At 44.1% G+C, this 13,341-nt stretch carries 14 protein-coding genes and 1 pseudogene; 11 read left to right on the top strand and 4 right to left on the bottom strand.

The genetic code is table 11. From position 1 onward, the window contains the following. Positions 1–358 precede the first annotated feature (358 nt). From QUF07_RS03345 to QUF07_RS03315, 7 genes are all read left to right on the top strand, one after another. Positions 359–1,642 carry an ABC transporter substrate-binding protein gene (locus QUF07_RS03345; protein ID WP_249778430.1) on the top strand — a complete coding sequence of 428 codons (1,284 nt, stop codon included), beginning with the start codon at positions 359–361 and terminating at the stop codon, positions 1,640–1,642. Then, complete coding sequence (locus QUF07_RS03340; RefSeq protein WP_289426786.1) at positions 1,629–2,573, top strand: carbohydrate ABC transporter permease; 945 nt, start codon at positions 1,629–1,631, stop codon at positions 2,571–2,573. Before QUF07_RS03345 ends, QUF07_RS03340 begins: the two co-directional genes overlap by 14 nt. After that, the gene (locus QUF07_RS03335; RefSeq protein WP_217162748.1) at positions 2,563–3,384 is read left to right on the top strand and encodes a carbohydrate ABC transporter permease; all 822 of its coding nucleotides are present in this window, start codon (positions 2,563–2,565) and stop codon (positions 3,382–3,384) included. Before QUF07_RS03340 ends, QUF07_RS03335 begins: the two co-directional genes overlap by 11 nt. A gap of 10 nt (positions 3,385–3,394) precedes the next feature. Further along, a complete protein-coding gene (locus QUF07_RS03330) occupies positions 3,395–4,516 on the top strand; it encodes an ABC transporter ATP-binding protein (RefSeq protein WP_289426785.1) in 1,122 nt (373 codons plus the stop codon). A 6-nt stretch (positions 4,517–4,522) separates the two neighbouring features. Next, entirely contained in the window at positions 4,523–5,011 is a 489-nt protein-coding gene (locus QUF07_RS03325; protein ID WP_289426784.1) for a metallophosphoesterase, read from the top strand. 15 nt (positions 5,012–5,026) lie between these two features. Continuing rightward, on the top strand, positions 5,027–5,380 hold the full coding sequence (locus QUF07_RS03320) for a metallophosphoesterase family protein (protein WP_289426783.1): 354 nt from the start codon (positions 5,027–5,029) through the stop codon (positions 5,378–5,380). Positions 5,381–5,536: 156 nt separating this feature from the next. Beyond that, positions 5,537–6,193 (top strand): YoaK family protein, encoded by a 657-nt coding sequence (locus QUF07_RS03315; RefSeq protein ID WP_249778431.1) that lies wholly within the window; start codon positions 5,537–5,539, stop codon positions 6,191–6,193. On the opposite strand, the gene QUF07_RS03310 is transcribed toward QUF07_RS03315, so the two are convergent. Next, on the bottom strand, positions 6,194–6,724 hold the full coding sequence (locus QUF07_RS03310) for a GNAT family N-acetyltransferase (RefSeq protein ID WP_217162756.1): 531 nt from the start codon (positions 6,722–6,724) through the stop codon (positions 6,194–6,196). Positions 6,725–6,794: 70 nt separating this feature from the next. Between QUF07_RS03310 and QUF07_RS03305 the strand changes: the two genes are divergently transcribed. After that, positions 6,795–7,436 carry a DNA alkylation repair protein gene (locus tag QUF07_RS03305; protein ID WP_217341675.1) on the top strand — a complete coding sequence of 214 codons (642 nt, stop codon included), beginning with the start codon at positions 6,795–6,797 and terminating at the stop codon, positions 7,434–7,436. A 174-nt stretch (positions 7,437–7,610) separates the two neighbouring features. Here the strand turns inward: QUF07_RS03305 and QUF07_RS03300 are convergent, their stop codons facing one another. Further along, on the bottom strand, positions 7,611–7,814 hold the full coding sequence (locus tag QUF07_RS03300) for a hypothetical protein (RefSeq protein ID WP_217162762.1): 204 nt from the start codon (positions 7,812–7,814) through the stop codon (positions 7,611–7,613). Positions 7,815–8,367: 553 nt separating this feature from the next. On the opposite strand from QUF07_RS03300, the pseudogene abc-f reads away from it, so the two are divergent. Both abc-f and QUF07_RS03290 read left to right on the top strand, forming a co-directional pair. Continuing rightward, a pseudogene (gene abc-f, locus QUF07_RS03295) lies at positions 8,368–9,876 on the top strand (ribosomal protection-like ABC-F family protein). A gap of 64 nt (positions 9,877–9,940) precedes the next feature. Beyond that, a complete protein-coding gene (locus QUF07_RS03290; protein ID WP_217162764.1) occupies positions 9,941–10,927 on the top strand; it encodes an ADP-ribosyltransferase in 987 nt (328 codons plus the stop codon). Positions 10,928–11,048: 121 nt separating this feature from the next. On the opposite strand, the gene tenA is transcribed toward QUF07_RS03290, so the two are convergent. Next, positions 11,049–11,708, bottom strand: coding sequence for a thiaminase II (gene tenA / locus QUF07_RS03285; protein ID WP_289426782.1), 660 nt, complete (start codon positions 11,706–11,708; stop codon positions 11,049–11,051). 168 nt (positions 11,709–11,876) lie between these two features. Here tenA and QUF07_RS03280 point away from each other — a divergent pair, with 168 nt between their 5' ends. Beyond that, positions 11,877–12,626, top strand: a complete 750-nt coding sequence (locus QUF07_RS03280; RefSeq protein ID WP_217162768.1) for a glucose 1-dehydrogenase — start codon at positions 11,877–11,879, stop codon at positions 12,624–12,626. A gap of 508 nt (positions 12,627–13,134) precedes the next feature. Here QUF07_RS03280 and QUF07_RS03275 read toward each other — a convergent pair. Then, entirely contained in the window at positions 13,135–13,260 is a 126-nt protein-coding gene (locus QUF07_RS03275; protein ID WP_283812291.1) for a hypothetical protein, read from the bottom strand. Positions 13,261–13,341: the final 81 nt, after the last annotated feature.

Here is a 13,341-nt window from a genome sequence, read left to right as displayed (position 1 = left end):
ATGTAAGCACCTCGAACAAAAATTCCCAAACCCGGAATTTTCGTTCCAGGCGACTTACCCTCCGATCCCTAAACGCTTGGATCTGCTCACTTATTTTAGGACAGCTGCGTAAAGCAACAATCTGCATGTAAGCACCTTAGCGAAAAATTCCAAGACCGGGAATTTCTCCCCAAGGCGACTTACATTCCGATTGTTAACCGCTTTACTCCGCTCACTTACTTTTAGACAGCTGCGTAAAGCAGAAACCTGCACGTAAGCACCACTGAGAAAAATTCCAAAACCAGGAATTCCTCTCAGCAGCGACTTACGCTCCGGTTTCTAACCGCTTTACTCCGCTCACTTATTTTAGGAGGGTTTCATGATGACTATTAGTCACGGTTTAAAACGAGTAATCGGTCTTTTGTCAATTGTCGGGGTTGCGTTATTGTTTGCGGGGTGTTCCAAGTCTGCGGCAACCAAAACAACGCACATTACATATTGGCACGTTAACGCTGAAACACAGGGTGGGACATCTGTTAATAAGCTCGTTAAAGAGTTTAACAAGACCCACAAGCACATCAAGGTAACTGCTAAATACAATCCAAATATGTATCAAGGATTGATGCAGAATTTACAATCCGCTCAGGCATCTGGAAAAGTGCCGGATATCGTTCAGGTTGGTTGGGCATTCACGAACTACTTCTCTGACAATTTCAAGTACATGACGCCAACTGACGCAGCTCAAAAATTTGACAAGAGCAAGAGTGCCATTACGAATAACTTTTCGACCCAGTCGTTATCCTTCGCTAAAAACGCCAAAGGTAAGTTAGTCGGGTTGCCATACTCATTGAGTACGCCAATTCTGTTTACCAATGACAGTATGCTTGCTAAATATGGGATTAAAAAGAGCAGCTTGAGTACTTGGGAAGGCGTCCAAGCAGCTGCCAAGACCATCAAGCAAAAGAGCGGCAACTATGGCGTCTATATTCAAGAACCCGCTGATACCTGGGCGCAACAAGCAATGATGTTAAGCAATGGTGCGCAAATTAAAAATTCGGCCGGTAAAGCAGCGTTTGCCAGTGCTCAGGGTGTCAAAGCTTATCAACTATACCAGGACATGGTTTTAAAGGATAAAGCCGCGATTCATACGCCTTGGGCACAAGGGATGGACGATTTCACCAATGGCAAAGTGGCCATGGCGTTCACAACCGTTGCTCAAGCCTCACACATTAAACAAAGTGTCAGCTTCAAGGCTTCCTCACAAATTGCCCCAACCTTTAAGGGCAATAAGCTGACGGTTCCAGTTGGTGGGTCAATGTTAGCCCTCACTTCTCAGGACAGTGCCAAGCAAAAAGCGGCTTGGACCTTTGAAAAGTGGCTCTATAAAAATGATTCACTGTTAACTTGGGACAAGGGAACTGGATACTTGCCACCAACAAAGACTGCCTTAGATTCAGCTCAATTTAAGAAGTACTTGGCTGCCAACCCAATGATTAAACCAGCTACCCAAGAATTGACCAACGCCGTTCCTTGGACATCATTCCCTAAAAATGGGTTAGATGCTGAACAGGACATGATTGATGCCCGGGACAAGATTTTAACCGGCAGCAATGTTGCCCAGACACTCAAGGCTGCACAGGAGAAGATTAATGCTCAACAATAATTCACAAATTGAAAAGGCTGTTAACAGTCGTTCTGGCCCGCGGGTTTCCCGCAAGCCGCGAGGACGGCTTTTGCCATTTCTATACCTACTACCATCGGCACTGTTATTACTGGTGTTCATGATCGTTCCAATTGGCTATACATTTTACCTGAGCTTCTTTAATTGGAACCTGATTGCCCCAACTAAGCAGTTTGTCGGCTTGGCAAATTACGTCAATGTCTTCACCGACCCAACGAACCAGAAAGTGATTTTAAATACGCTCGTCTACATTGTCCTATTGGTGATTTTAAACTTTATCATTCCATATTTCATTTCGCTAATTGTCAATTTCTTCATTGGCAAAATGAAGGGGCCTTACAAAATCCTGTTCTTCATTCCCAGCTTGTTCTCGTTAGTGGTTGGCGCGATGTTGTTCTCATGGATTTTGAATCCCGTTTCTGGCCCACTGGCACTCTTCCTCAGGGATTTTGGCATGAAAGTGCCTCAATGGACCAATTCCGGTGCCATGGCAATTGTCGTGATTTGTCTGATTACCAATTGGAAAGTGTTTGGTTATAATTTCATTTTACTGCTCACCGGTTTAGGAGCCGTCCCGCGCAACATTCTTGATGCCGCCGCTTTGGATGGGATTCCCAAGTGGCGGGTCATTTGGAACATTGTGCTGCCACTGAATAAAGGCGTGGCAATCTATGTCTTCATTTTGACAATCGTTCAAGGGTTGCAGTATGTCTTTACGCCAATCAACGTCATCACGCAAGGTGGCCCCTACTATGGGTCGTCTAACTTGCTGTATCACACGTACCTCAATGCGTTTGTCCTTTACAAAACCGGGAACGCGTCCGCATTGGCAACCGTGACTTTTGTGATCTTCTTGATTCTATTATTCATTGAAATCAAATTCGTTGAGGGGAGGAAACGAGATGCTGACTGAAAAACGGAACTGGGGTTGGCACATTCTACTGATCCTCATTATTTTGGCGATTATGCTGCCAGTGGTGTTCATGATTTCCAACTCATTTAAGACCCTGCAGGAATCGTACCATTCAATTTTGCAGCTGATCCCATCCCAGCCAACGTTGGGCAATTATTTAACGCTGAACAAGCAGATCAACCTGCTGCGGATGGTTGCCAACACTTTCTTGATGGCAATGATTGTCACGCTTGGAAAAGTCGGAACTGGATTATTGGCAGCTTATGCATTCCAGAACTTTCATTTTAAAGGTAAACGACTCATTTACTTTATCTTTGTGGCGACCATTTTTGTGCCGTTCACAACGGTGATGATTCCAAACTATTTGTTAATCGCGAAAATGAACTTGCTTAATAACGTGATCGGGGTGGCGCTGCCCCAAATGTGTGATGCAACTGGGATTATGTTGTTTATCAAAGCGATGGAAAAAATTCCCAGCAGTCTCACTGAATCAGCTAAAGTTGACGGAATCCCCAGCCGGCGAATTTTTATGAACATCATTATTCCGTTACTAAAGCCCAGTATCATCAGTGTAGGGGCAATCTTTTTTATCAATAGTTGGAACGAATACGTTTGGCCAACATTGGTATTGAAAGATAAAAGCAGTTTCACGCTGCCACTGGCTTTACAAAACTATATTTCAAGCGAAGGTGGGACTAACTTCCCATTGGCGATGGCACTGGCCGTCATTATGATTGTGCCGCCACTGCTGATCTACATGGTTTTCCAGAAGTATATTTTGAATAGCATTAGCAGCTCAGGACTAAAGTGAGGATGATTTAATGGAAAATACTGGTTTCCCAATTGAGTTAGATGACATGTCGAAAAGTTACAACAAGAAAACAAATGTGATTGATAAAATGGATCTGTCGGTGGTCCCCGGGGAGTTCTTAGTATTGTTGGGACCGTCAGGTTGTGGGAAATCAACCACCTTACGGATCATCGCCGGTCTCGAAGCGCCCACGGGTGGCAAGGTGTTGATTGCCGGGCAAGATGCCACTAAGATGACCAGCCTACAACGCAGTATTGCAATGGTGTTTCAAGATTATGCACTCTACCCGAACATGACGGTTTACCAAAATTTGGAGTATGCGTTGCGCGTTCACAAGGTTCCTAAGCAAATCCGCCAGCAACGATTGTCTTCGATTCTGGCTTCACTGAATTTAACAAATTACAAGGATCGCTACCCAAGCCAATTGTCTGGTGGTCAAAAACAACGGGTTGCTTTGGGGAGAGGGATGGCGAAAAAGAGCCGAATCTTTCTATTAGATGAGCCATTATCAAACATTGATGTCCAGCTGCGAGAAAAGGCCCGTGACGAAATTCAGAAACTCAACGAGCAAAATGGGCAAACCATTATTTACGTGACCCATGACCAGCAGGAAGCAATGGCACTGGGGGATCGGATCGCCGTCATTAACGATGGCAAGATTCAGATGATTGATACGCCCGAAAATCTGTACCATAATCCGGCCAATTTATTTGTGGCTCAGTTCGTGGGCACACCCCAGATTAATGTGTTCAAGGTGACCTACTTTAATCACCAATTGTTAGATATAAGCGGCGCCGTTGTGGCCAACCTGGCTCCTTATCAGACGACTGATTTGCAAGAAGACACCGATTACTTAGTCGGAATTCGGCCTGAAAACGTGAGCCTGTCGGAAGATCCAACAGGGGCTGATTTTCCCGCTGAAGTTGAATCCGTTGTTGATTACGGTCGTTATAAGCAACTAACCCTCAAAGTGTTTGACCGCTTGGAAATCAAGTCGGTCGTGACCAGCTGGGATGCCGGGGTTGACCAGACGGTTTACGCTAAATTATCCCGCAAGGAACTGTTATTATTTGATGCCCAGAACCACGAACGGATTGAAGCCAATCAGAATTCAAAATATGAATTGGAGTGATCAAAAATGGTCTATAAAATTGTTCAAATTACCGATACGCATTTAACCCCGGAAGGCGGCCAGCCTGCCAATCATCAGCAGATTGATCCGGCTGATAAACTGCAGGACGTTTTTGACGACATTTATACGACTAACGTGGATCCCGACTTGATTGTGATCACCGGCGACCTGATTCATGAAGGCAAAGCAGCCGATTATCATCATTTAAGGCACATTTTGGCTCAGCAACAGGAACGACTGATGGCCCCAATTAAAGTGATTTTGGGGAATCATGACCGAACTCGGCCATTTTACGATGGTTATTTAAAGCGGCCGTATCGAAGCCGTTATTACTATAAGATTGTTGGCGCCGAATGGGATTTTTACTTTCTTGATACTAAATGCGGGGATTTAGAACAGGGCTATATTGACCAGGCGCAACTGGATTGGCTTCAGGATAAGTTGGCAAGGTCCGCTAAACCAGCATTGATTTTCATGCACCATCCGTTGCCGTGAGCGCCATTAAAAAACATGGCCTACAGCATTCTGCAGAATGGCGATGACTTGATGAACGTGATTCATGGCAGCAATGTCCAAGCCATTTTTTCCGGCCATGTTCATTTTGCGAATACTTACCAGATTGGGGATATTTTAAATGTCGTTGCGGATTCAACCGCTTATCATATCAACTGTTCCAATGCTCACGAACACTTTGTGACCGATGCGACTGCCTACAATGTGATTCATTTGGATGAGCAAGGCATCGGCGTTGAACAGCGACCGTTACGATTGGGGTCAACAACCATTAACCGATTCAAGATTCCAAACACGGGCTTCGTGGATCAGGCATTGATCATGAATGAAATTAATCGGGTGTTGAGTTAGAAAGCCTTTTTGGTGGTAATCGCCTCTTTTATCGTCTATGATGTTTGGGTGTTGATAGTTACATAAACCAACAACCGGAACATCACCACAACTTAGTGTCAAAATTGGGATCTCCGGTTGTGTTAAGCGTTTTGTCACGCTCACGGGGGGATGACGATGGAAGAAGAACAACAAATTGGGGCATACGAACGGTTATTAAGTGGTGCCTTATTAGCGATGGCCGCTGGGGCACTTGATTCCTATACTTATCTTGAGGACGGTGGCGTTTTTGCCGGATTGCAAACGGGTAACTTAATTCTGACCGGGCTGCGAATCGGCCGCGGAGAATACGGGGATATCTTACAGGCAGTCGTGTCACTGCTCATGTTCATGGTCGGCGTTGCAATCATCAGAACCGTTCAGTATCACTATCCGGTTGAACGGATTGTCAGACGGCGGGTGATTACGTTGGCATTTGAAATTTTGCTATTTATCGTCGTCAGCATTATTGCCGATCGGGTGTCCGAACTCGTAACGACTGGGATGCTGGCACTGGCTGCCGCCTCTCAACTTCAAGAGTTTCGAACACTGAAAAATGGGCCGTTTACGTCACTTATGATGACCGGAAACGTCCGTACTTTGGCTGAGAGTGTCCTTGATTTCTTTGCTCAAGACGACAAGCGGGCACTCAAAAAAGCCGGTGACATTTCAACCATCATCGGCTCGTTCTTTGTTGGTGCGTTATTAAATGGTTACTTGGTTCAGTACTTTCATGGCCAAACGATTCTCCTTGCAGCGGTGATTTTGCTGCTGGCGATCGTATTTGGAAAATAATCACGAGTTCAACTTGGAATAGAGGACCATGTCCCTGAATTGCCCATTATAAAAAGCATATTGCTTCAAAATAGCATCTTGATGAAATCCGCAGCGTTCAGCGACGTTGCGGCTTTTTTGATTTTCCACGTCTGCTAGAATTTCCAAACGGTTGATATTCAGGTCGTTAAAGGCAATGGTCGTCAACGCTGACACGGCGAGGTGCATGATCCCCTGTCCCTGAAAGCGGCGGGCTAACCAGTAGCCCATTTGGCAGCGAGAGTGCTCGTGAGCAAATTCGTGGAGATCAATCATCCCAGCTGGTTCCCCGTTGAATAGGATGATCGCAAACCAGAAATCACCCTTTGCCATTTTTTCAATCCCATACTGCAGAAAATTGATTTCGTCACTTGGTGAGAGAGTCGTTTTTGCCCAGGGCAGCCATTTGCCCAATTCATGGCGATCTTCGTCGATTAAAGCAAGGAGCTCGGCTGCGTTAGTCTTTTCTGGTAATTTGAATGCAATCTTATCGTTGATTTGGTTGATAAACATCGTTTGGCCTCCAATTTAGCTGTTAGAATAAGTATAGCCCAATCTTTTTGAAGATGACGGAGGAATTTAGATGTTCAAATTAGTTGGCAACGAAGAAAATAAACCCTTTATGGAAAAATACATGCGCAATCAGTTCCCGTTTTTGGGAGTAAAGACACCAGAGCGCAAGGCCCAATCGAAAGAACTTATTCGCCAATCAAAACAATTAGCGTTAACTGAATTGTTTGCGGAGATTGATCGTCTGTACCAGCTAGAGGAACGTGAATATCAGTACGTTGCAATTGATCTGGCTTATGCCAATGTTAATCGATTGGAATTCACCGATTTGAAAAAATTGACCGCTTATATTCAACTCAAATCCTGGTGGGATACCGTGGATGCCTGGCGGAAAATATTCGGGACATATGTGGTGAAACATCCAGCCGAGAAGGATGCCGTTTTTTACTTATTTTATGCTCATGATAATTTCTGGATGCGGCGAGTGGGAATTTTGCTCCAACTGTTGGAGAAGGAGACGTTAGACCCCCGGTTGCTCACTCAAGCGATCGAATATGATAGCAATACTGATGAGTTTTTTATCCAAAAGGCGATTGGTTGGGCATTACGAAATTACAGTAAGTATAATCCGGCGTGGGTGAAGGCGTTTATTGAAAGCCATTCCTTGTCTCAATTGGCGGTTAAAGAAGGGTCGAAGATTATCAACAAAAAATGAGTGAGGATTGAAAGAACGCTAAGGCGTCATAGCCAAAGTCAGCAGCACTTCCTGATAGGGATAGGACTACTGCAAAGGGTTTGATCTAATAGGATGCAAAAAGACCAACGAATAAACAAAACGCGTTCATCCATTGGTTCCTTTAAGAGTGATACCGGCTGTCAAAACTGGTTATTAATGCCTTGGCGTCATTCGCTTATTGCCATGACGGCGGTCACCCAACTCAAAGCCGGCAACCACAATAATAGCTGCGATGAGGAATGACAACAGGCCAGGTAATATGTTTGTGAAGCCAAAACTTGCCACGATTGATGCAAAAATCGTTCCCACTACAAGTGTCAAGAAACCAATTAACGTGATTTTCAAGTTCTCATCCATAAGATCGCTCCCCCGTACTATTAATTGTTAAGATCGCAAGCATTTCGCGGTAATATGGTGATTATTTGGAACCCATGAACGCAAATTGTTTGCGCTTTCTTTACACTTACATTGTAACGCATCTGCTGGTTAAAGACAGCAGTTTGCGGGTAAGTAATTAGCCAATTTTATGTTGCAATAACTTTAACCTTAGTTAGAATAACTGGACTAATTCAGAAATTTGTGAAACAATGGAGCAGTGCACTAGGTATATCAACTAGATAACAAAAAAGGGATGTGGCTCGCATTGAAGATTGCTAATCGTTAATTCAGAATTTGATACTATCACTGCTCATCAGCAGGGGTTATTCTGTGCGAATTAGTAATTTTGTGTGAACCAAATTCGGTGTCGTTTATTAAGGGTGACGTTTGTTAATGTCACACGGGTTAAGCTGACATTCTCGCAAAAATATCGATACAGAAGGCCTGCGACGGGATGATTCTCGTTTAGCGGACCTTTTGTTTAGCTGAATAATTGCCGTGATGAGCCTCTTAACAAATGAGGTGATCTTTAATGGGAACAATTAAAATTCATGACCTATCATTTAGATACGATGGCATGTCGAGCAATCTTTTTGATAAATTTAGTTTGAATATCGATGACAGTTGGAAGTTGGGATTAATCGGGCGAAATGGTCGGGGAAAGACGACTTTTTTGCGGCTTTTGTTGGGACAGCTGGCCTACCATGGTCAAATTAGCACCAACGTTGCCTTTACCTATTTTCCCCAACCAGTTCACGATCCTAGTCAAATGACGGCAACGGTCTTACTCAACATCGCTAAGATGGATTCGAGTGAACTTTGGCGGATTCAAATTGAAATGGATAAGTTACAACTGAGTGATAATGTCTTGGAGCGGCCATTTAACACCCTGAGCCCAGGTGAACGGACAAAAGCACTACTGGCAGTGATGTTCAGTGAGAGCGGGACGTTCAAGCTGATTGATGAGCCGACCAATCATTTGGATGTGGCCGCCAGGGATGTTGTGGCAGATTACTTGAAAGGCAAAACCGGCTTCATTGTTGTTAGCCATGACCGTTACTTTATCGACCAAGTTATTGACCACGTGTTATCAATTGACCGTGAAAAAATCCAGTTGTTTGATGGCAATTATGAAACCTGGCAGCGCGAATTTGACAAGACCAATGCCAGCGAGAAGGCTGAAAAGCAGCATTTACAGAGTGAAATCAAACGCTTGGATGTGACTGCCAACAAAATTAAGCAGTGGGCAGGCAACGCCGAAGCCAAAAAGTCGCAGCTGGCATACAAGTATCAAGGTCGGGTCATGATGGATAAAGGCTTTTTAGGTCACAAAGCCGCCAAAATCATGAAGCGCTCAAAAAATACCCTCAACCGAACTGAAATGGCGATTGACGAGAAGAAGACCTTATTGAAGAACATTGACGAAATGCCGCAGTTGACGTTGAATTATCAACCACCGTACCAGCAACACTTAATGTGAGTCACTGATTTACAGGTTGCCAGAAACGGGGTGACGTTAAATCAGCCAATTACGTTTGAGTTGAAATCGGGCCAACGACAGGTATTATTGGGCCCAAATGGCTATGGCAAGACAACTTTGATCAAAGCAATTCTGGGTGATACTGATCTAGTTATTAATGGAACGGTTAACTATCCGTCAAAGCTCAAAATTTCGTATTTAACCCAGAACTTTGAAGCATTAAGCGGGTCGATTGAAGCATATGCGGCAAGTTACAGTATTGAATTACCAAGCTTGCTGAATATGTTAAGAAAATTGGGCTTCGAGCGGTCGGTGTTCACGGCAGATCTTCGCGATTTGAGCATGGGCCAAAAACGAAAGGTGTCGCTGGCCAGATCGTTGTGTGAGTCCGCCAACCTGTATGTATGGGATGAACCGCTAAACTATCTGGACGTGATCACCCGTCAACAAGTTGAAGATTTAATTCTAAAGTATCAACCGCCAATGTTGGTGATTGACCATGATCGAAATTTTGTCAAGGCAATTGCCAATGTGCCGGTGATTGAGCTGAAACGACCGTGAGTGGGGAGGGCAACCTTGAAGCAACCCAAACGATTTCAAATAAAGCAAAAGGGATGGTCACAAAATGTTTAAACCTAAACGGTTAGTCCTCGCCCTCGCATTGATGGCGGGACTACTTGCAACAAGCCCGGTTAATGCCGAGTCGGTTCACAAAGAAGTTCACGGCAACACAACGACCACTGTTTCAACAACTTATTCAGCAAAGCTCAAGAACGCTGGGCCACAACAAGTTGTTACTAATAAAAGGGTTCGCTTGTATGGTGTTGTTAATGGGTTACCCAATTACGACTCCTATATCGCGGTTCCAAAGAATACGGTTTTAACCATCAAGTCAACATTACAGAATCGCCAAGGCTATGTGGTTAGTAAGGCGGGAAGCCAGGATGCTTATGAATTGCTCAACCCAGCAAAAGTGGTTTATTCAACCAAAGGGCTAAAAAACGATCGGCAGACCATCGCAAAGATGAAGGCAGCCTCGAAGAAATGGTCAAAGCGTATTTCTAAATCAGATATTAAAGCAATCCGGTATTATACGGATAAGGGGTATGGCAAGATTAATACGGTGCTGCGGACACCAAGTTTTAAGCCAACGAAGAAAGTAACAACCAGTATTCGCCGAATTAACGCAAGTATTAACAAATTTAACTTAACCAAGCCGTTGACGATTTATCGGGGGACGTCGCTAGTTGGCCTGAGGAAATCATTGGTAAACCGGTCGATCAAAGTTGGCCGCCGTTACCAGGACCCAGCTTATTCATCCTGCACGTTGAGCCAGATGATCGCGTTGGGCTTCTCAAATCAACACGTGATTTTAAAAATCAACTTGCCGGCTGGCAAACACGGCGCTTACATTGACCCCATTTCAACCAATGTTGGCGAGAAGGAATATTTGTTAAAGCCCGGCACCAAGATGATTGTCACAAAGGTTCAAAAGGGTAAATCAACAACCAAAACGGTGACGAAGGTTAAACAAAAGGGTAAAAAGGCCAAGAGCCAGACGACCAACACGAAGATCAACTACACGATGGTGACGTTGAATTTGGCAAAATAGTTCAAAATCATTCTTAATGAAATAATAGCGTGGCACGAATAATTAACGGGTTCCCCAGTTCAATCCAGCGTTTGGATTGATTGAGGAACCCGTTTTTGGTGAAGCTAAGATCAGCCGTTGCTTACCATTTTTGTTCGGTATACGCCATTCCCCAGAAATGAAGTTCGTAGTAACTGCTGCGGACAAACGCGGTCACCATGGCTTGGCGCTCAGCCGGTTCGGCCTTTTCGCCGAGTTGATCGACGATTGAAATCATCGTGTTGGTCGCATCCGTAAACTCAGGGCTGTCATAAGTTTCGATGAATTCTTGGTAAATTTTCATCGGCGAACCGTTCTTAATGAGTTGCTTGCCGAGATCATTATAAAGCCAGTAACATGGCAGCAGGGCCGCACATGCTCGCCGGGGTGAACCGACATATAATTCGTGATACATGTGGCTCACATAGTTGTAAGCGTTAGGTGCCATGGGTGTTTGGCGGATTTCTGTTGGGGTGATTGCGAGTTGCTGAAAGAATTCAGTGCGAACATCCTTTTCAGAATCGTTCAAGCCAGTGGCACCGGCATATAAGAATTTCTTGATCGATGGATCTTTGATTTGATCGGCAATTTTACCGTGAAGGGTTGAAAAGTTCTGCAGGTAATAGCGGTCCTGCTTGAGGTAGTAACGGAATTCTTCCATTGGCAGTTGACCGGTTGATAATTCTTTGATGAATGGATGATTGAAGCTGGCTTGCCAAAGCGGTTCAGCTTTTTGTTTCATTTGATCGGTGATTGTTGGCATTGTGATGATAACTCCTTTAACTTGGCAAATTTTGACTGTGGTTATTTTAGCATGAAATGATTGCGAAGGAACGACACAAATATTTGTGAATTAAAGAGCATATCAATTGCTATTGGAATTTCTGGTCTGTAGAATTGACTTGTAATGACAATTAGAAGGGGAGCGTTTGTGATGGATCGATTGAAAGATAAGGTTGCATTGATTACTGGTGGCGTTGCTGGAATTGGTTTAGGCATTGCTGAGTGTTACGTTCGGGAGGGAGCCAAGGTTGTTTTGACCGCCAACCATAACGTTGAAGGCGGCAAGAAAGCCGTTGAAAAGTTTGGCGACGACAAATCACTCTTTGTTCAGCAAAATGTTGCTGATGAAAAATCTTGGCAGGATACCGTTACCAAAACCATCGATAAATTTGGTAAGCTGGATATTCTGGTCAACAATGCGGGTGTTGGTGGGGTTAATGGCCCACTCGATGAGTTGAAGCTTGAAGACTGGCAACAAGTGATTGATATTAATTTAACTGGGAATTTCCTTGGTGAGAAGTATGCGATCAAAGCCATGAAGAAATATACCAACGGCAAGGGTTCGATTATTAATATTTCATCAGTTGCCGGCTTAGTTGGTCTGCCAATGAGCCCAGCTTATTCAGCAAGTAAGGGTGGTACACGTTTGTTAACCCATGCCACAGCACTATCGTTGGCTCAACAGAAACTCGATATCCGAGTCAACAATGTGCACCCTGGCTGGATTGCAACGGATATTGTACCAAAGGAATATGAAAAGCAAATTGTTAGCACCATTCCAGTAGGGCACATGGGCGAACCGGTTGATATCGGTGAAGTCTGTGTCTACCTTGGCAGCGATGAATCGAAGTTTGCTAACGGCGCCGATTTTGTGATTGATGGCGCGCAAAGAGCATAAAGTGCGAAGAGTGCGAACCCAAGCGGTTAGAAGCCGGAGCATAAGTCGCTTTCAACAGGAATCCCCTGGTCTTGGGGATTTTTGTTGAAAGTGCTTATGTGCAGGCTTCTGCTTGGGTGAGCACGTTTCCACTATGATGCCAAGAAACCTAACCATCGTTCAAATCCAAAATTATTAAAAGAATCTACAGGAGTAAAAGTAAACAAAAACAGTCATGACGGGTAAAAACCATGTCGTGACTGTTTTTGTTTAAATTAAAGAAGATAACAGTTTGCAATAACCAATGGGTTAAAAGATAGATTTGGCTCGTTTAATTAATTGGTTCAAAAGAGTGGTGGTAACACTACCAACAATTTCACCGTGTCTGGCAATATAATCAAAATTTGGAAAGTAATGACTGGTCTCTGAATACCACTATCATTGGGCGTCTAACGAGTCCATTCCCGGATCATGGCCGATTTATTCGTGGCCGGGGTGGAGATTAGCTGCTATAAAAATGATGCAGGGGTTACCAGTTTACTTGCTCCTTCCCAACAGGAGACTCAAGTCCATAATTACCAACATCTTTAAGTTCAGCGTCAAAATCGATATCATCATATCCACCGTCTAACCAAGGATAATCTTTGTTTGTCAATGTTAGCACGCCTCCCTCTGGTAATTACAAATATATATTCAACGTTAGAAATTTATAATTAAATACGTTTTGAATAATGAC

Origin of the sequence: Lentilactobacillus sp. TOM.63 (genome assembly GCF_030361045.1) — a bacterium.
GTDB lineage: Bacteria > Bacillota > Bacilli > Lactobacillales > Lactobacillaceae > Lentilactobacillus > Lentilactobacillus dabitei.
The sequence above is the reverse complement of the archived record's forward strand: the minus strand, read 5'-3'. Positions and strand labels throughout refer to the sequence as shown.